The following is a 19,088-nucleotide window of genomic DNA, read 5'->3' on the forward strand; positions in this document are numbered from 1 at the left end:
AATAACAATCGAACCGATCCGGAACGAAAGGTTCGATTGTTTTTGGGGGTTACCACAATTCCATCTGAACAGCTTCGATATGGCACTTTTCAGGGATGTAGATGCAGCCGGGATTCTCCCGGATCGTCCGGGTAATGAAATCCCTGAATTTTCGTTCAGAATCTTCTTCGTTGAATATGTCCCTGCCGATTATTTCATTTAGGGCGACCCAGTTGAACGTATTGGCTTTGTTGAAGAATCTTCGGAACCATATTCTTATTTCTGTTCCGTTCCGCACGCGGATGCTGGAACTGTTTTCCGAATTGTTGCTTGTCTTCACCTGGAGTAAAGAGCCGTCTTCCTTGCAAAAGTCGACCGCGTCTATGGTGCTTCCCCAGCAGCAATACCAGCCATACGGGTGCAAAATTGTCGCCAGATATTCTTCGAGCAGATTGCCGACCATCCCCTCGATTGTCATCATGAGGGAGTGCCCTTTTTCAAGAGTATCTGCGAAATTGTCGTCGATATCTTCTCTTCGGGTTCGGAGAATTAATTTTACGGCGGGATCTGGTTTTGTCTGGGATTTTTTGCCATGCCGTTTCGACGGCCTGCCATTGTATCCCGAAAGGTATCGTGAAACCCATTTCTCGACATATTCTTTGAGGGGGATGGGCTCATCCTGGTTAAACCCCAATGCCGGTAGATTGCGTATATCGCTAAAGGCCACACTCAGGACGACTCCTAATTCTTTCGTGTAGGCGTCTTTTGCAAAAGTTTTCGCAAGCGAGATCGCTTTTTCGCCTGAAAAATCATCGAATTTAGTCGTTTCTTTCATTGGGGGATGTTTTTCTGATAAAGTTAATGATTTTTTACTTTATTTATGGCGTTATCCCCGGGTTTTCTTTTCCAATCGGTTTGCACCTTGGTTTACATAAACGGTAAGAACCGAGGGAAAACAGGCTTGAAACGAGGCGCGGAAAAACCACCTGTATTGCCGAAAGAGTTTGGTTTCAGCGATGTAACTCGCTAAAAAACAATAGAGGGAGCAATTTTCTTTGCTCCCTCTTCGTGACACCGACAGGACTCAAACCTGTAACCTTCTGATCCGTAGTCAGATGCTCTATTCAATTAAGCTACGGTGCCGAATTGCAGGTGCAAATATAGGGTGAAAATCCTAAACACGCAAATTATTCCGTAAATTTTTTAATAAAAAGATGTCTCATTTTGTGCCGGAAGTATACATTATCCGGATTATCAGTGGGTTATTGCCGCGGCTATTCCAGCATTTCGGCGAGTTTCTTCGAAAGCTCCCCGCCGCGCAGGTTCTTCGCTACGATGATGCCGTCGGGCGAGATCAGGAAGTTCGCGGGGATCGACGTGATCCCGTAGGCTGCGGCAGCCGTGCTCCGTTTGTCCGCATCGATGCCCTGGACATTGATCCACGGCATGTCGTTGGCCGATGTGAACGACCGCCATTTCGCCTCGTCGTTGTCGAGCGAGACGGCGTAAATTTCAAACCCCTTGGCTTTGTAGGCGGCGTATGCCTCGCGCAGGTGGGGGATCTCGTGGCAGCAGGGGGCGCACCACGTCGCCCAGAAGTCGAGCAAAACCCAGCGTCCCGGTTCCACCAGCGACGAGAGCGATATGGGTTCGCCTTGCGTGTCGGTCAGCGTGAGGTTCGTAAAGCGGTGGCCGATCTGCGCGTTTTCGAATCCCGCCAGTTCCTTTTGCAGTTCCTGCATGATCGTATGCGCCTGCATTCCGGGTGAGAACGCAGTCATACAGGGCCTTATCTGCGCCCGTCGGGTGTCGTCCTGCAGCATATTCGGGAATTCATAGGCTGAGAAGAGCCATAGGCCGAAGATATTGTCGAGGTTGGCATTCATCATCGCGCGGGGAATCTCCTCAAAGCGTGCGAAGATGGCTTCGACTTCCTCGTGCGGAGTGGCCGGCGTCATTTTGATGTATTCGTTGCGGAGCGCCTCCAGTTTCCTGTTTAGCAGCAGCAGGCTGTCATTCAAAGGTGTGCCCGTCGCTTCATACACGCCCTCTTCGCGGGGTTCCAGCCGGATGTCGCCCGCTTCCAGAAAGATAAGCGTGGGCGTCAGGAGCCGGTCGCGGTCGCTCAGAGTGGCGATGTCGGTGCCGGCGACCTTGCCCTTGAGCCTGAACGTCGTGTCGGTAGCCATTACGCCGGAGCCGATTATGGATTTGTTGCTGGCGAAGAGGAATACCGAGTCGCCCGGTGCGAGGCCGTAATGGCCCGAGACAGTGTAGTTCGAACCCCCGCAATTGCATAACAGGAATGCGGCGGACAGGAGGACGGTGATTATTTTCATGGTTAGTAATTCGGGGGCTATTTTATCTCCCGGTCGGGATGGTCTTTCAGGAATTTCTCCCAACTCTGGGAGCCGCGTTTCGAAGCTGCCTTTTTTCCGCCGCCCAGCCCTTTTACGCGCTCGTCGCCCAGAGCTGTGTTGAGCGGGCTGGCCGTTGTGAAGTGGTGGCACAAGGCGACGGCCATGCCGTCCGTGGCATCGAGCCGTCTGGGGGGCTGATCTATCGAGAGGATGCGGCAGACGATGGCTGCGACCTGTTCCTTGGCGGCGGAACCGCGCCCCGTGATGCTCTGCTTGATGCGCATCGGGGCGTATTCCGAAACGGCGAGGCCGCGGCTCAGCGCAGCCGCCATGGCCACGCCCTGTGCCCTCCCGAGTTTGAGCATCGACTGCACGTTTTCGCCGAAGAAAGGCGATTCCAACGCCACTTCGCGCGGGGCGTACTGGTCGATCAGCGCTCCGACCCGCTCGAAGATATAACGTAGCTTGGCATAGGGATCGGTCAGTTTGTGCAGGTCGATGTCGCCCAGTACGACCGAACGGACGTTGCGCCCCTCGATTTCCAGTACCCCGTACCCCATGTAATTGGTGCCGGGGTCGATGCCCATGATGCGGTATGTCTCCTGGTGTTGCATTTTTTTAAGCAGGTTGTTATCCCTTCGTTATTCGGAATAAAGACAGGCGCTTCTTCCGATATTTCAATATGTGGGACGCCTCGCCGCAGCGGATGAAGATCCGGTAGTCGGAAGCATCCCGAATTTGCGTGCTGGAATATATTTCCGGCATTGCATGGTGTTCGGGTCGAGGGATGCCCGTAAGGCCGTGTTCGTGTTTTCGGGCAGGGCCGTTTCGGCTTTTTGCAAAGAACCGTTCCGGTGGCCCTGAGCGGAGGCGGACGGGTATCCCCGCGCAGGACGGATTACTCGGCGAGCAATTCGGCGACTTTGCTGCAAAGGTCTTCGCCGCGCAGGTTCTTGGCGACGATCCGGCCCTGGGCGTCGATCAGGAAATTCGACGGGATGCTTTGCACGGCATAGTCTTTCGCCGCGAGGTTGTCGAAGCCGTTGAGGTCGCTGACCTGCACCCAGCCCATGCCGTGCTCGCGGATGGCGCCGAGCCATTTGTCGTTGTCGTTGTCCAGCGATACGCCGTATATTTCGAAGCCCCGGCCGTGGAACTTGTCGTAAGCCTGCTTCAGATGGGGAACCTCCTCCATGCAGGGACTGCACCACGATGCCCAGAAGTCCACGAGCGTGTACTTGTTGGCCGGGTTGTCGATCACCGAGGTCAGGGTGACGATCTGTCCGTCGGCATCGCCCTGCATGATGTTCATGTAGGGCTGGCCGATGTCGGTCTTGAGACGTTGCGCCGCAACCGTCCTGAGCGCGGACAACTCCCGGGACTTTTGCATCCCGGGCGAAAATTCGGCGATCCGGTCGAGCAGCTCCTGTCCCGAAAGCGTGGGGGCCATCCCTTCCAGGGCTATGATTCCGAACGCATTGTCGCGGTTGGCATCCGCCGTTTTGCGGGGGAGCCCGCCCAGTTCGTCTTCGATCTCCCGGCGACGTCCTTCGGAGGTGCCTTCCCGGTGGTATTCATCCATCAGCGCCATGGCCGACGCCCAGAAAGCGGCGCTTGCATCGTTTGCCGGGGTGCCCGTCACACGGGTCGACCCGGTCGGGGCGTCGGGGTTGTCCTCGATCGAAACCGTCCCCGGTTCGGGGAAGAACATCGTCCCGAACCGCTGCACCTCCCCTTCGCGCGAATCGGTGACGGTGCGCCGGGCGGTGATGTCCGCCGGGCCTTCGAAGCGGAACTTGCCGCCTTCGACGACGGCCGAGTCGATCAGGCTGTCGCCCTCGAACATGTAGACGGTGCCTTCGAGCCCGGCGATGTGGCCTTCGACGACGTATTTGGATCCGGTGCCGCAACCGCATAACAGGACTGCGGCCGATGCGAAAAGGAGTGTTTTTTTCATAGGACGGGGTGGTTTTATCGAAAAGCCCCTCCGGGGCATTTGCGGCTCGGAGGGGCTTTTTATTCGCGGCGGGCTACTTTCCGAGGAGCTCTTCCACTTTCTTGTAGAGGTCTTCGCCGCGCAGGTTCTTGGCGACGATCACGCCCTGGGCGTCGATCAGGAAATTCGACGGGATGCCCTGTACCGCATAGTCTTTGGCAGCTTGGTTGTCAAACTGTTGCAGCTCGCTGACATGAATCCAGTCCATGCCGTTGTCCTTGACGGCAGCGAGCCACTTGTCGCGGTCGCGGTCGAACGAGACACCGTAGATTTCGAAGCCTTTTTTGTGGAACTTGTCGTAGGTCTGCTTCAGGTGGGGAACCTCACCCATGCAGGGGCCGCACCACGAAGCCCAGAAGTCCACGAGCGTGTACTTGTTGGCCGGGTTGTCGATCACCGACTTGAGCGATACGGGCTGCCCCTCGGCATTGTTCTGCACGATGTCGATGTAGGGCTGGCCGACGTCGGTCTTGAGCTTTTGTTCGGCCGAGGTTTTCAGCTCGGTCAGTTCCTTGGTCTGCTGCATCTCGGGCGAGAACTTGGCGATTTCGTCCAGGGTTTCCTGTCCCGAAAGTTCGTAGGCCCGGTTGGGCATCAGTACCACGCCGAAGAAATTGTCGCGGTTGTTGTCGATTGTCGTAAGAGTCAGTTGCTCGAACTCCTTTTCGATGGCCTCGCGGCGTTCGTCGGTCGTCGCCTGGTCGCGGTATTCCTTGATCAGGGCACGGCTGGCTGCCGAATAGGCGTCGCTGGCGTCGTTGGCCGGCGTTCCGGTGGTATGGCGGACTTGTGCGTCCTCGGCGTCGCTCTTGATCGAAATATTGCCCGGTTCGAGGATGAACTGCATGGCGAATGCCTGCGGCTGTCCCTCGCGCGAGTCGAGCAGGTAATGTACGGCCGGCGCCCCGGCGTTGCCCCGGAACTGGAACTTGCCTGCCTTGACGGCTGCCGAGTCGATCAGGCTGTCGCCCTGGTACAGGTAGACCGTTCCCTCGAGCCCGGCGATATCGCCGTCGATGATGTACTTGGGCTGGTTACTGCAACTGCACAGCACGGCTGCGGCTGTTGCGAAAAGGAATAAGTTTTTCATAATGCGAAGATGTTGGTTATTTTTTTGATGCTGCGAGTTGCTTCTCCAGCTCGTTCACGCGTTTTTCGAGTTCGGGCAGCCGTTTGAAAACCGTCGCCGAACGGTGGTACTGCATGCCGGGCAGCGCAGGGTAGCCGAAGCGGATCTCGCCGTCGGGCACGTCCTTGTCCAGGCCGCTCTTCGAGCCGATCTTCACATTGTTGCCGACGTTGACATGGTCGGCGATGCCCACCTGCCCCGCGAGGAAGCAGTTGCTGCCCACCTTCGAGGTGCCTGCGATGCCGGTCTGTGCCGACGAGACGGTGTTCTCGCCGACCTGCACGTTGTGGCCGATCTGGATCAGGTTGTCCAGTTTCACGCCCCGGCGGATGACCGTCGAGTCGGTTTTGGCGCGGTCGATGCAGGTATTGGCGCCGATCTCCACGTCGTCTTCGATCACGACGTTGCCCAGCTGGGGTATCTTGTCGAACCCGCCTGCGGCATTGGGCATGAATCCGAATCCGTCGGCGCCGATCACGGCGCCCGCGTGCAGGATGCAGTTGCGTCCGATGCAACAGCCTTCGTAGACCTTGACCCCCGGATAGAGGATCGTGCCTTCTCCCACACTTACGCCCGTTCCGAGGTATACCTGCGGATAGATCTGGCATCCGGTGCCGATCTTCACGCCGGCTTCGACGACCGCGAAGTCGCCGATGTAGCATCCTTCGCCCACCTGGGCTTCGGCGCAGACCGAGGCCAGCGGGCTTATGCCGCTGCGGCGGGGTTTTGCGGCATTGTACATTTCGAGGAGTTTCAGGACGCAGGCGCCTGCGTCGTCGACCTTGATGAGCGTCGCCGAAAGCGGCTGTGCGGGTTCGAACGTGCGGTTGACCAGCACGACCGACGCTCCGGTAGTGTAAATATAGGCTTCGTATTTGGGATTGGTAAGATAGCTGAGCGAGCCGGCCTTGCCTTCCTCGATCGAAGATACGGTGTGTACTTTCGCCTCTTTGTTGCCGACGATTTCACCGCCCAGGAATCCGGCGATCATTTCGGCTGTGAATTCCATCATAAAATAATTATAGGTATTTGTTAATATCTACTCCCACGGGCATGAACTCTTCCACCGAACGGCCGAACGAAAGCACTTCGCGTACCGTCGACGACGAAATGTCGGCCACGGGCGCCGGGGTGAACAGCATCACGGTCGTGATGTCGGGGTAGATCCGGTGGTTGGTGGCCTCCATCGTGCGTTCGTATTCGAAGTCGGTTGTGTTCCGCACGCCGCGGATAATGGCGCAGGCTCCCATCTCCTCGGCGAATTCGCCCGTGAGCCCCGTGTAAATCCGGGCTTCGACACGCGTATTCCCGGCATAGAGGTCGTCGATCAGCCGTTTGCGGTTGGCGACGGTCAGCAAACCCTGTTTCGAGGTGTTGTTGCCGATGCCGATGACTACGCGGTCGAAGAGGTTGAGGGCCTCGTCGACCAATGCCGCATGGCCGCGGGTGAACGGGTCGAACGACCCGGGGAAAATAGCAGACCTTTCCATATCGGACAAAGGTAATAATATTTGGGAATACCGGATTAAAAAATGCGAATTAATTTACCGTTCGAACTTTACATAGTCCGAATAAATGATCCGCGTATGCGGATTCGACGATACGATCTCCTGGCGCAGGGCCTTCGTGCCCCAGCGGATGAAGAGGAAGCGCCGCGGGACGCGGTGCACGACCTGCCGCAGGGTGTCGGTGCTCTCCACGCGGCAGGCGACCGAGTCGGTGCGGATACGCCCTTCGACCGTAACCCAGGCGTCGCGCCAGCGGAACAGTTTCAGGGTGTCGCGGATTCGGAGCGTGTCCCGGCGGAGCAGGACGACGGTGTCGCGGACGGGCGCGCGCAGGTCGACGCTCGTGGCGGTGACTGTTTTGGCGACGGCTTCCAGCCTCCGGAGCCTGATGCCGAGGCGGCGGATGGTGTCGGCATCCCCGGCGCGGAGGCGTTCGAATTCGGCGCAGCGCAGACGCAATGCCTGCACCGAGGCTGCCTCCTGTCCCAGCCGGGTGCGGTAGTGTTCGATGCCCGAGGCCAGGGCATTCTGGTTCTGTGTGAGGCGGCGGGTTTCGTGGCGGTAACGGGTATAGCCGTATGCCAGCAGCGCCGTTGTGAGGACGGCGTAAAGGAAAAGGTATTTTTTCATGGTTTCCGGGTTTTGCGGCGAAGATAGCGCGTGACCTCCCGGGTGGGTTTCTACATATTCGGAAACAGCCCGCGGAGCGCCCCGGCGATGCGTTCGGCCAGGATAGCCATGTAGGGCTGCCCGTCGCAGCGGGAAAGGGCGGTGACGCCCCGGTGGTCGATGAAGAAAAGTTCGTCCATGCGCGGCAGTTCGTCACGCCCGACGGGCGCTTCGATGAGTTCCAGCCCGGCGGCGCGGATGCTCCTGACTGCAAGGCTGCGCCCGATGCTCGCTTCGCCCGGCGGGGCGTAGACCCGCCTGCCCCGGATGGCGAACAGCGCCGCTTCGTCGGCCGCCATGAGAGTCCCGTTGCGGTCGCAGCGTACGGCGACGCTCGCACCCTGCAACCCGGCGTATTGCCGTGCCAGCTCTACGGCGGCCTCGCGTGCCGAGGTGGGGGCGTCGAACAGCGGCGGTTCGTATTGCAGCGTCACGGCTTCGGGCATCAGGCTGCGCAGGTCGTAGCCGCGGTAGAGCGAAACGCCTTCGAATTCCAGCCGCAGGGAGCCCGATGCCGGCAGGACGAGCCGCACGAATTTCGAACGGTCGCTGCCGGGGGCTTCCCGTCCGGCCACCGCCGCGATGGCCGTCCCGACCTCCCGGGCGTCCTGTGGCCCCGGGCACCCGAAGAGCGTGCGCGACCAGCGGTCGAGTACGGCCAGGTGTTCCCGCAGGCAGAGGGACTCCCCGTCGAGGATATGTACGGTCTGGTATAGGTAGACTTCCCGCATCAGAGCATGAAGATTTTGAGCAGCAGTTCGCGCAGCAGTTCGCCGTCCGATGCACCTCCGGCGTTCATGCCCTTGCTCTTGGCGTCGTATTCGCGCAGCAGGCCGAGGATGTTGAATACCTTGCGGTTGTCCCAGTTGGCGGCGTTCTGCTTGATCTCGCCGATGACGTAGACGTTGCTCTTCTTGAGGATGCGCATCAGCTCCGTGTCGGGCGGGAATGCGACCCCCTTGTGCCGCGAGAGCCAGCGGAGGTAGTTCACGACGAAGAGCTCCTTGAACTGCCCGAAAAGCGCCAGTACGGTGACCAGCAGCGGGTTGTCCTTGGGGTTGCGGGCGAAATGCTCCGCGATCGTCAGTGCCCGCGCCATGTCCCGGGTCGCCACGGCCTTGCACAGCTCGAAGTTGTTGTAGTCCTTCGAGATGCCGATGTTGGCCTCGATGTCGGCGTCGGTGATGCGCTTCGTGCCTTCGGGCAGCGAGACGACCAGTTTGCCCAGCTCGTTCGAGATTTTCGAAATGTCGGTGCCCAGGTGGTCGGTCAGCATCGACAGCGCCTTCGTGTCGATGGCTAACCCTTTCCCGGCGATGAATCGCTGGAGCCATGAGGCGATCTCGTAGTCGCGCGGACGCACCGACTCGAGCACCGCGCCGTTGGCGGCGCAACCCTTGTAGAAGGCCGAACGCCTGTCGGCGTTTTTCTCCTTGTGGCAGATTACGAGGATCGTCGTCGGCGACGGCTTCTGGGTGTAGAGCGAGAGCTTGTCCAGCCCGCGCAGCTGCTGCGCCTCCTTGAGGATGACGACCTGGTAGGATCCCATCATCGGCATCTGGCGGCAGAGGTTGATGACCTGCCCCGCCTCGGAGTCCCTGCCGTAGACGGTGAGCTGGTTGAAAGCCCGTTCGGCTTCGCCCAGCACGGTCGTGGCTATCTGCTCGGCGATGGCGTCGATGAAGTAGCTCTCTTCGCCCATGAGCAGGTAGATGGGGACGAACCGCCGTGCGGCGATCTGGCCGGCGAGTTGTTCGTATGCGGCGACGGAATCCTTGAATTTCAGTACGCTTTTAGCCATGTCAGACGATTTCTTTGGTGATACGCAGCACGTTCTCCGTGTCGGGCGTCAGGCGGTAGCGGTCGTCGATGCGGCGGCCGACGAGCCATACGATCTCGTCGCCCGACAGTAGTACGAACTGCCGTTGTTTTTCGGCCATCGAGACCTTGGCGTCGATCAAAAAATCGCTCACTTTCTTGCGCCCCGTCATGCCGAACGGCACGAAGGAGTCGCCTTCGCGCCAGCGGCGCAGCGTGAGCGGGAATTGCAAGCGGTCGGCATCGACCTGGGCGATATGCTCCGGTACGCCGAAATTCTTGATCGTGTCGATGTCCGTATATTCGAAGTAGAGCACCGAATTGCCGCAGTAGCTCCGCTGTGCGCCCCTTTCCACCTGCGTCATGCAGGCGTCGTCGGGGGTGATCGGCGCCACGACGATGGTGCCGCGGTCGACGTAGGCCACCCGTTCGCGCGAATAAAAGCGTCGCCCCGTCATATCGTGCCGGAGCGAATGGCAGAGCGAGTCGACGACGTCGCCCTTGAACCCGTAGGCCGAACTCAGCAACTCGTAAATCACGAACTCCTGCGGGAATGCCGGGTCGATGCGGTCGAGGTGGATCGTGTCGAACCCGTCCGCCGAAGTCACCGCCTCGCCGCGGATACGTTCGATGCCGTGGTTGATGAATAGCTGGGCATCGGTCAGGCGTGCCAGGTTGCGGCTCATGAGGCTCGTGAACTTGGGGTTGATCTCCCGGATGCGGGGGATCAGTCCGAGCCGGATCTTGTTGCGCAGGTATTTGGTCGAGCGGTTCGACGAATCCTCGCGGAACGGGATGCGGTTGGCCACGGCATATTCGAGGATCTCCTTGCGCGAGGCGAACATCAGCGGACGGATGATCCTGCCCACCTGCGTCGAGATGCCCGTCAGCCCGCGCAGCCCCGTGCCGCGCAGCAGGTTGATGAAGAACGTCTCGATCGAGTCGTCGGCATGGTGGGCGATCGCCACGGCCGTGTAGCCCTGACCGCGGCTCAGGGTGTCGAACCACGCATAGCGCAGGCGCCGTGCCGCCATTTCCATCGACTCGCCCGTGCGTTCCATTTCGGCCGTGGTTTCGAACCGCTTGTTGTAGAATTCCACGCCGTATTTCTTCGCCTCTTCTTCCACCAGCACTTCGTCCTCGTCGCTCTCGGCGCCCCGCAGCTGGAAATTGCAGTGCGCCACGCCCACCGAATAGCCGCTGCGGGTGAAAAGCGACAGCATGACCATCGAATCCACGCCCCCCGAAACGGTCAGCAGGATGCGGTCGTCGTGCGTCGCCAGGTCATTCTCGGCGACATACCTCTGGAAAGCCTCTAAAAGTGCCATATTACAATATGTTGACTTCTGTGTCTATCTCTATGCCGAACTTTTCGTGTACGCGGGCCTGTACCATACGGGCGAAATCGAGTATCTCGCCGCCCGTGGCGCCTCCCAGGTTCACCAATACCAGTGCCTGCCGTTCATGGATGCCGACCCGTCCGCTTCGACAGCCTTTCAGCCCCGCCTTGTCGATGAGCCACCCGGCGGCGAGTTTGGCCTTGCCCGAAAGGGCGGCGGGGTAGAGCGGCATGTCGGGCCAGCTGGCCCGCAATTGTTGCGCCACGGATTCATCGACGACCGGGTTTTTGAAGAAGCTCCCCGCATTGCCCGTCACCTTCGGGTCGGGTAGTTTGGCGCGGCGGATGGCGCAGATTGCCTCGCGGATGTTGCGCAGCGTCGTGCCGCCGCGGGCCTCGACCTCGCGCTCCACGTCGCCGTACCCCAGCCGGGGTTGCGGCGTGCGCGAAAGGCGGATGTCGACCGCCGTGATGACGACACGTCCCCGCAGGTCGTGCTTGAAGATGCTTTCGCGGTAACCGAAACAGCAGTGCGCGGCGTCGAGCGTCATGCATTTGCAGTTTTCCACACAGAACATGTGTACCCGCTCGATCGCGTCCTTCGCCTCGCAGCCGTAGGCGCCGATGTTCTGAACGGGCGCCGCCCCGGCCTTGCCCGGGATCAGCGAGAGGTTTTCGAGCCCCCACAATCCGCGCTGTACGGCCCACTCCACCAGGTCGTCCCATTCGACCCCGGCGTCGGCGCGCACGTGTACCGTGCCCTCCTCTTCGCCGAGCAGGGCGATCCGCTGCGAGACGGGGGTCAGCAGAAGCCCGTCGTAGTCCCGTGTGAAAAGTATGTTGTTGCCGCCGCTCAGGACGCTCCAGCGGTCGGGGATCCCGCCGCCGAAAATCGCGTGCAGATCCTCCTCGGTCTCGAATTCGGCGAGCCGGGCGGCGTGCTGCTCGACGCCGAAACTGTTGCGTCCGCGCAGGCTGGTTTGGTGAAATTCTCGGATCATGATGTGCAAAGTTAGAAATTATTTCGTTATCTTTGAAGATAATTCCGATCCGACGAAAAACTAAAGACGATAGAACCATGTTTACCGAAAAAGATTTACAGCAGATCGAAAAACACGGGCTGACCCCCGATGCGGTCGAGCGCCAGCTGGAGAATTTCCGCCGCGGGTTCCCCTTCCTGAAGGTTGTGCGCGCCGCATCGCCCGGCGACGGGGTGATGGTCGTGGGCGACGCGGAGGCTGCCGCCGCCGTGGCGCGTTATGAACGGGAGGCCGACCGCCTGGGCATTGTGAAATTCGTGCCAGCCTCGGGTGCCGCGACCCGTATGTTCAAGGAGTTGTTCGAGTTCGTCAACGAGGGTAAGCGCGGCAAGGGCATCGACACGTTGCTGGACAATATCGGGCGCTTCGCCTTCTGGCCGGAACTCAAGGCCGTGCTGCCGCCCGATGCCGACGACAAGGCAACCGTGCGTGCCATCGTAAAGGACGGGCTCGGCTACGGGCAGAAGCCCAAGGGGCTGGTGACCTTCCATGCCTATCCCGAAGGGGCGCGCAAGGCGGTCGAGGAGCACCTGGTGGAGGGCGCGGTCTATGCCGCGGCCAGAGGCGTGGCCCGGATCCATTTCACCGTGTCGCCCGAGCACATCGCGGGCTTCGAAACCCTCCTGGCGGAAAAGGTACCCGTGTACGAACAGCGTTTCGGCATCCGTTACGACATCTCGTTCTCGGTGCAGAAACCTTCGACCGATACGATTGCCGTCAATCCCGACAACACCCCTTTCCGGCAGGACGACGGCACGCTGCTGTTCCGTCCGGCGGGGCACGGCGCGTTAGTCGAGAACCTGAACGAAATCGACGCCGACCTGGTGTTCATCAAGAACATCGACAACGTGACGACCGATGCGCGGCGCGGCGATACGATCCGCTATAAAAAGGTATTGGCCGGCATCCTGCTGGATTTGCAGGATCGGGCTTTCGAGTACCTCAAAGCGCTCGAGGTGGGCGGTGCCGAGCTGGAGCCGATCGTGGAGTTCATTGAACAGCGCTTGTGCGTCAAACTGCCCGCAGACTACGATTCGGCCCTGTTGCGCGCCGTGCTCGACCGTCCGATCCGTGTCTGCGGCATGGTTCGCAACGAAGGCGAACCGGGAGGCGGCCCGTTCTGGGCTTCGAACGCCGACGGCACGCAGTCGCTCCAGATCGCCGAGTCGAGCCAGATCGCACCTGCCGACCAGCCGCTGATGAAGGCCGCGACGCATTTCAATCCCGTAGACCTCGTGTGCGGCGTCCGGGATTCCAAGGGGCGCAAGTTCGACCTGCGGCGTTATACCGACCCTGCGACGGGCTTCATCTCGTCCAAATCGAGCGGTGGCCGCGAATTGCGTGCGCAGGAGTTGCCCGGTTTGTGGAACGGCACGATGTCGCGGTGGAACACCATCTTCGTGGATGTGCCCATCACGACCTTCTCGCCTGTGAAAGTCGTGCAGGATTTGCTGCGTCCCCAGCACCAGTGACCCCCTGTGCGAACCCGATAAGGCGGATGCCGCGTGAGCGGCGTCCGTTTTTTGTGGGGCTGCCGCCTTCCCGCGGGGCCGTCCGTTTTTTTACGGCGCCGGTGGGCTTTTACGGGACAGCCTGCGGCGTGCGGCGGTTTTCCCGGCCGTAAGACACTTCATTTCGCTTCGAAACTTCTTCTTTTTGTTCTTGAATTTTGTCAAAAAAGGACAAATTATTGCAGTGTGCCTCAGTTTTCTGATAATCTTTTATATATTTGTGTGCATATTTTGAAAAACGATAATCAAAACTAAATAACACTATGGAAAACAAACTTCAGGAGCTGACCAAAAAGCTCTACGACGAGGGGCTGGAGAAAGGCCGTGCCGAAGCCGACCGTCTGGTCGGGGAGGCTAAGAACGAGGCGGCGAAGATCGTCGCCGAAGCCCGCGCCCAGGCCGAGGAGATCGTCAAGAAGGCCCGTGACAAGGCCGAAGATGTCGAGAAGAACACGATGACCGAGATCGCACTCGCGGGCAAGCAGGCCGCTGCGAAGATCAAGTCGGAGATCGCTTCGATGATCGTGGCCAAGGCCACTGCGGCCGGGGTGAAGGAGGCTGCGCTCGATCCCGCATTCATCAAGGAGATGCTGCTGGCCGTGGCCGGGAACTGGAACGGTGCCGATGCGGGCAAGGTGGAACTGAAAGCCCTGCTGCCCGAGGCCGAGCGCACCAAGCTCGACGTGGCGTTCGGCAAGAGCGCCCGGGAACTGCTCGCCGCCGGTATCGAAGTGGGCTATTCGAAGGAGGTGAAGAGCGGGTTCAAGGTAGGTGCCAAGGACGGCGGTTACTACATCTCGTTCTCCGATGCCGATTTCGACGCCTTGCTGGGCGAATACCTGCGCGAGAAAGTATCGGACATGCTTTTTAAGGCGTGACGCTATGTTCACGACGAATTATTATTGTCTGGTAGCCGGGCTGAAGGAGTATTCGCTCGATGCCGACACCAAGGGTTTCGATGCCAAGGCCATCGTCGGGGAGATCCTCGAAGGGGTGGACGGGGCCGATGCCGACGCGGTGCGGCTGTTGTACGGCTATTACGACTGTGAGAATATCGCTTCGCTGCGTGCGGGGCGCTCGGCGCACAATCCGCTGGGTAACTTCACACGCGAGGAGCTGGAAGAGGAGGTGAAGACTCCCCGGCGCCTGCCGGCGCCCGTAGCCCGCGTGCTGCGCGCCTTTGCCGACCCCGAAGGCGAGGATGCCGAGGAGGTCGATACGGCCGGGCGCTTCGAGACTGCACTCTTCGGGGCCTACTACGATGCCTGCAGCCGCTCCCGGAGCCGCTTCCTGCGCGCATGGTCGGAATTCGACCGCAACCTGCGCAATGTGACGGCCGCCGTGACGGCCCGTGCGGCGGGGCGGCCCGTCGAGGAGGTGACCGTCGGCGGAGGCGACGTGGTCGAGCAGCTGGAGCGCAGCTCGGCTGCCGATTTCGGGCTGCGGGGCGAGTTGCCCTACATCGACGCCGTGATCGCTGCCGTGAACGACGAGGCCAACCTCGTGGAGAAGGAGCACAAGATCGACCTGATCCGCTGGAACGAAGCCGTGGAGCTGGCGACGTTCGACTATTTCGACATTAATTCCATCCTGTCGTACCTGTTGCGTGTCAACATCGTGGCGCGCTGGACGCAGCTCGATGCGGTGCGCGGACGCGAGATGTTCGAGCGTTTGATGGCCGAGCTGGATGGCAAAGGGCTGATAGAAAATAAACAATAGGATAATTCATGAAAACTACAGGACGTGTAAATGGTATCATCTCCAATATCGTGATCGTCAAGGCCGACGGAGCCGTGGGCCAAAACGAAATCTGCTACGTGTATACGGGGGATACCAAAATGATGGCCGAGGTCATCAAGGTCGTAGGCGACAGCGCCTATGTCCAGGTTTTTGACAGCACCCGGGGGCTGAAGATCGGCGACAGGGTCGAGTTCGAGGGGCATATGCTCGAAGTGACGCTCGCTCCGGGCCTCTTGTCGCGCAACTACGACGGTCTGCAGAACGACCTCGAAAAGATGGACGGCCTGTTCATCGCGCGCGGTTCGATCACCGACCCGGTCGATTTCTCGGCCGAATGGGAGTTCGCCCCGCTGGCGAAGGCGGGCGACAAGGTCTCGGCCGCATCGTGGCTGGGCGAGGTCAAGGAGCAGTGGGTGAGCCACAAGATCATGGTGCCTTTCACGATGACCGGCAATTATACGGTCAAGAGCATCGTTGCGGCAGGGAAATATAAGGTTACGGACACGGTTGCCGTGGTGACGGACGACGAAGGCCGGGAGCACGGGATCACGATGGTGCAGAAATGGCCGGTGAAGCAGGCCGTGCGCTGCTACGTCGAGAAGCCGCGCCCCTCGCGTGTGATGGAGACGGGCGTTCGTGCCATCGACACCTTCAATCCGATGGCCGAGGGCGGTACGGGTTTTATTCCCGGGCCTTTCGGTGCCGGCAAGACGGTGCTCCAGCACGCTATTTCGAAGCAGGCTGATGCCGATATCATCATCATGGTGGCATGCGGCGAGCGTGCCAACGAGGTGGTGGAGATCTTCAAGGAGTTCCCCGAGCTGATCGACCCCCGTACGGGGCACAACCTGATGGAGCGTACGATCATCGTCTGCAATACGTCGAACATGCCCGTTGCGGCGCGTGAGGCGTCGGTATATACGGGCATGACGATCGGCGAATACTACCGTGCCATGGGTCTCAAGGTGCTCGTGATGGCCGACTCGACGTCGCGCTGGGCACAGGCGCTGCGCGAGATGTCGAACCGCCTGGAGGAGCTTCCCGGACAGGACGCTTTCCCGATGGATCTTTCGGCGATCATCTCGAACTTCTACTCGCGGGCCGGCCTGGTGAAACTCACCAACGGGGAGACCGGTTCGGTGACCTTCCTTGGGACGGTGTCGCCCGCGGGCGGTAACCTCAAGGAGCCGGTGACCGAATCCACGAAGAAGGCGGCGCGTTGTTTCTACGCCCTCTCGCAGGGGCGCGCCGACTCGAAGCGCTACCCGGCCATCGACCCGCTGGAATCCTACTCGAAATATCTCGAGTACCCCGAGATCCGCGAATACCTCGACGATCATATCGAGAAGGACTGGGTAGACCTCGTGTATGCCGGCAAGACCATCGTGCAGCGCGGCAAGGAGGCCAACGACCAGATCAACATCCTGGGTGACGACGGCGTGCCGGTGGAGTACCACGAACGTTTCTGGAAGTCGGAGCTGATCGACTTCGTGATCCTCCAGCAGGACGCTTTCGACGACATCGATGCCAACTGTCCGATCGAGCGCCAGAAGATGATGTATAAAATGGTGCTCGACATCTGCCGGAAGGATTTCGCCTTCGCCGATTTCGAAGAGTGCTCGCAGTTCTTCAAGGGTCTTATCAACCTCTTCCGCCAGATGAACTATTCGCAGTGGCAGTCGGAGAAGTTCAACGGCTACCTGAAGCAGATCGAGGAGTATGTGAGTGAAAAAACAAAATAAGCTTTAGACCATGACAACACGAGCTTTTCAGAAAATATATACCAAAATCGATAACATCACCAAGGCGACCGTGACCCTGCGGGCGCAGGGCGTCGGCAACGACGAGCTGGCCACCGTGGGCGGCAAACTGGCGCAGGTGGTGAAAATCATGGGCGAGAACGTGACGTTGCAGGTTTTCGCGGGTACCGAGGGATTGGCGACCGACTCGGAAGTGGTCTTCCACGGCGAACCTCCCAAGCTGCGCGTGTCGGACAACCTCGCGGGACGCTTCTTCAACGCCTACGGCGAGCCGCTCGAAGGCGGTGAGATCGTCGAGGGCGAGGCGCGCGAGATCGGCGGCCCGACGGTAAACCCGTACCGCCGTATCCAGCCTTCGGAGCTGATCGCCACGGGTATTGCCGGCATCGACCTGAACAACACGATCGTGACGGGGCAGAAGATCCCTTTCTTCGCCGACCCCGACCAGCCCTATAACGCCGTGATGGCCAATGTGGCGCTGCGTGCCAAGGCCGACAAGATCATCCTGGGCGGCATGGGACTCACCAACGACGACTTCCTCTATTTCAAGTCGGTGTTCGAGAACGCCGGTGCCCTCGACCGCATCGTGTCGTTCGTCAATACGACCGAGAACCCGCCCGTGGAGCGGCTGCTCGTCCCCGACATGGCGCTTACGGCCGCCGAGTACTTCGCGGTGGACAAGGGCGAGAAGGTGCTTGTCCTGCTGACCGACATGACGCTCTATGCCGATGCGCTGGCCATCGTGTCGAACCGTATGGATCAGATCCCGTCGAAGGACTCGATGCCCGGTTCGCTCTACTCCGACCTGGCCAAGATCTACGAGAAGGCGGTGCAGCTGCCCAACGGCGGCTCGATCACGATCATCGCCGTGACGACCCTGTCGGGCGGCGACATCACGCACGCCATCCCCGACAACACGGGTTACATCACCGAAGGCCAGCTGTTCCTGAGGAACGATTCCGACACGGGCAAGGTCATCGTCGACCCGTTCCGTTCGCTTTCGCGTCTGAAGCAGCTCGTGATCGGCAAGAAGACCCGCGAAGACCATCCGCAGGTGATGAACGCCTGCGTGCGTCTGTACGCCGATGCCGCCAATGCCAAGACCAAGCTCGAGAACGGTTTCGACCTCTCGGACTACGACGAGCGTACGCTGAAATTCGCGTTCGACTATTCGGAGAAACTCCTTTCGATCGACGTCAATATCGGCATCACCGAGATGCTCGACACGGCATGGGGGCTCTTTGCCAAATATTTCTCCAAGGAGGAAGTTGCGATCAAGGAGGAACTCATCAAAAAGTATTGGAAAGAAGCGTAAGGCACGATGGCAATCAAATTTCAATATAACAAGACCTCGCTCGGCGACCTCGGCAAACAGCTGAAAATGCGGCAGAAGGCGCTCCCTACGATCAAAAGTAAGGAGTCGGCCCTGCGCTCCGAGGTGAAGAAGGCGAAGGACTCCGCGGGCGATTACCGCCGTCGGCTCGATGCCCTGAAGGCCGAGTACGACTACATGGTATCGCTCTGGGGAGAGTTTGATTGTGACCTCTTGCGCATCGCTGATGTCGAACTTTCGGTACAGAAGATCGCGGGTGTGCGTACACCCGTCTTGCAGGACGTGAAATTCGAGGAGAAGCCCTACGACCTCTTTTCGTCGCCCGTATGGTTCGCCGACGGAATCGATATCCTCAAGCGCATGGCGCAGCTGGGAATCGAATTCGAGGTGTATAACCGCAAGATGGAGTTGCTGGATCACGCACGCCGTAAAACCACTCAGAAGGTGAACTTGTACGAAAAGGTGCAGATACCCGGGTACGAGGACGCCATACGTAAGATCAAACGCTTCATGGAAGACGAGGAGAACCTTTCCAAGTCGGCCCAGAAGATCGTGAAAACCAAGCAGCAACAGGCCGGGGAGGGCGCGATGTTATGATAGCGAAAATGGCAAAATACGACTTTGTGCTCTATGCGGCCCAAAGTGAGGATTTTATCGAGAAGCTGCGCGAACTGGGCCTTGTCGACATCACGACGACGGGCTGGGAGCCTTCGGAGGAAGACCGGCAACTGCTGCTCGATATCGAGGGGCATACGAAGGCCGCCGACTTTCTGCGGAATTTCCGTGCCGGGGAAGGTCGTTTCGAGGCCGGTGCGAAACCCTTCGCCTCGGGTGCCGAGGCCTATGAGCACTATGCCGCCGCACACCAGAAGGCCACGGCGCTCGCCGCCGAGATCGCCCGCCTGG

At 59.7% G+C, this 19,088-nt stretch carries 18 protein-coding genes, 1 tRNA gene and 1 pseudogene; 7 read left to right on the forward strand and 13 right to left on the reverse strand.

Translation table 11 applies throughout. The features are described from left to right. Positions 1-49 precede the first annotated feature (49 nt). The 13 genes from QVP03_RS01765 to murB all read right to left on the reverse strand — a co-directional run bounded on the left by QVP03_RS01765 (position 50) and on the right by murB (position 11,799). Entirely contained in the window at positions 50-814 is a 765-nt protein-coding gene (locus QVP03_RS01765) for a SinI family restriction endonuclease (protein ID WP_022331952.1), read from the reverse strand. A 234-nt stretch (positions 815-1,048) separates the two neighbouring features. Beyond that, a tRNA-Arg gene (locus QVP03_RS01770) sits at positions 1,049-1,122 on the reverse strand. A gap of 131 nt (positions 1,123-1,253) precedes the next feature. Next, on the reverse strand, positions 1,254-2,318 hold the full coding sequence (locus tag QVP03_RS01775; protein ID WP_022331953.1) for a TlpA disulfide reductase family protein: 1,065 nt from the start codon (positions 2,316-2,318) through the stop codon (positions 1,254-1,256). 17 nt (positions 2,319-2,335) lie between these two features. Next, the gene (gene ruvC / locus QVP03_RS01780) at positions 2,336-2,953 is read right to left on the reverse strand and encodes a crossover junction endodeoxyribonuclease RuvC (protein WP_022331954.1); all 618 of its coding nucleotides are present in this window, start codon (positions 2,951-2,953) and stop codon (positions 2,336-2,338) included. Between the two features lie 284 nt (positions 2,954-3,237). Continuing rightward, positions 3,238-4,296, reverse strand: coding sequence for a TlpA disulfide reductase family protein (locus QVP03_RS01785; protein ID WP_022331955.1), 1,059 nt, complete (start codon positions 4,294-4,296; stop codon positions 3,238-3,240). 73 nt (positions 4,297-4,369) lie between these two features. After that, positions 4,370-5,425, reverse strand: a complete 1,056-nt coding sequence (locus QVP03_RS01790; protein WP_022331956.1) for a TlpA disulfide reductase family protein — start codon at positions 5,423-5,425, stop codon at positions 4,370-4,372. 16 nt (positions 5,426-5,441) lie between these two features. After that, positions 5,442-6,476: a UDP-3-O-(3-hydroxymyristoyl)glucosamine N-acyltransferase gene (lpxD, locus tag QVP03_RS01795; RefSeq protein WP_022331957.1), complete on the reverse strand. Its 1,035-nt coding sequence runs from the start codon at positions 6,474-6,476 to the stop codon at positions 5,442-5,444. Positions 6,477-6,483: 7 nt separating this feature from the next. Continuing rightward, positions 6,484-6,954, reverse strand: coding sequence for a pantetheine-phosphate adenylyltransferase (gene coaD / locus QVP03_RS01800; protein WP_022331958.1), 471 nt, complete (start codon positions 6,952-6,954; stop codon positions 6,484-6,486). Between the two features lie 54 nt (positions 6,955-7,008). After that, positions 7,009-7,602, reverse strand: a complete 594-nt coding sequence (locus QVP03_RS01805; RefSeq protein WP_022331959.1) for a DUF6549 family protein — start codon at positions 7,600-7,602, stop codon at positions 7,009-7,011. Positions 7,603-7,652: 50 nt separating this feature from the next. Further along, complete coding sequence (locus tag QVP03_RS01810; protein ID WP_022331960.1) at positions 7,653-8,372, reverse strand: aminotransferase class IV; 720 nt, start codon at positions 8,370-8,372, stop codon at positions 7,653-7,655. Then, positions 8,372-9,442 carry a DNA polymerase III subunit delta gene (holA, locus tag QVP03_RS01815; RefSeq protein ID WP_022331961.1) on the reverse strand — a complete coding sequence of 357 codons (1,071 nt, stop codon included), beginning with the start codon at positions 9,440-9,442 and terminating at the stop codon, positions 8,372-8,374. Before holA ends, QVP03_RS01810 begins: the two co-directional genes overlap by 1 nt. 1 nt (position 9,443) lies before the next feature. Continuing rightward, positions 9,444-10,787 (reverse strand): tRNA lysidine(34) synthetase TilS, encoded by a 1,344-nt coding sequence (gene tilS, locus QVP03_RS01820; RefSeq protein WP_022331962.1) that lies wholly within the window; start codon positions 10,785-10,787, stop codon positions 9,444-9,446. A 1-nt stretch (position 10,788) separates the two neighbouring features. Beyond that, on the reverse strand, positions 10,789-11,799 hold the full coding sequence (murB, locus tag QVP03_RS01825; protein ID WP_195664538.1) for a UDP-N-acetylmuramate dehydrogenase: 1,011 nt from the start codon (positions 11,797-11,799) through the stop codon (positions 10,789-10,791). Between the two features lie 77 nt (positions 11,800-11,876). On the opposite strand from murB, the gene QVP03_RS01830 reads away from it, so the two are divergent. From QVP03_RS01830 to QVP03_RS01860, 7 genes and pseudogenes are all read left to right on the forward strand, one after another. Next, on the forward strand, positions 11,877-13,310 hold the full coding sequence (locus QVP03_RS01830) for a DUF4301 family protein (protein WP_022331964.1): 1,434 nt from the start codon (positions 11,877-11,879) through the stop codon (positions 13,308-13,310). A gap of 302 nt (positions 13,311-13,612) precedes the next feature. Further along, positions 13,613-14,227 (forward strand): hypothetical protein, encoded by a 615-nt coding sequence (locus QVP03_RS01835; protein ID WP_022331965.1) that lies wholly within the window; start codon positions 13,613-13,615, stop codon positions 14,225-14,227. 4 nt (positions 14,228-14,231) lie between these two features. Then, on the forward strand, positions 14,232-15,068 hold the full coding sequence (locus QVP03_RS01840) for a DUF2764 family protein (RefSeq protein WP_022331966.1): 837 nt from the start codon (positions 14,232-14,234) through the stop codon (positions 15,066-15,068). A gap of 8 nt (positions 15,069-15,076) precedes the next feature. Further along, the gene (locus tag QVP03_RS01845; protein WP_022331967.1) at positions 15,077-16,831 is read left to right on the forward strand and encodes a V-type ATP synthase subunit A; all 1,755 of its coding nucleotides are present in this window, start codon (positions 15,077-15,079) and stop codon (positions 16,829-16,831) included. Positions 16,832-16,841: 10 nt separating this feature from the next. After that, entirely contained in the window at positions 16,842-18,164 is a 1,323-nt protein-coding gene (locus QVP03_RS01850; RefSeq protein WP_022331968.1) for a V-type ATP synthase subunit B, read from the forward strand. Between the two features lie 6 nt (positions 18,165-18,170). Further along, the gene (locus QVP03_RS01855; protein ID WP_018694793.1) at positions 18,171-18,779 is read left to right on the forward strand and encodes a V-type ATP synthase subunit D; all 609 of its coding nucleotides are present in this window, start codon (positions 18,171-18,173) and stop codon (positions 18,777-18,779) included. An 8-nt stretch (positions 18,780-18,787) separates the two neighbouring features. Continuing rightward, a pseudogene (locus QVP03_RS01860) lies at positions 18,788-19,088 on the forward strand (V-type ATP synthase subunit I); the annotation flags it as partial.

This window comes from Alistipes sp. CAG:29 (assembly GCF_000435435.1).
Classification (GTDB): domain Bacteria; phylum Bacteroidota; class Bacteroidia; order Bacteroidales; family Rikenellaceae; genus Alistipes; species Alistipes onderdonkii.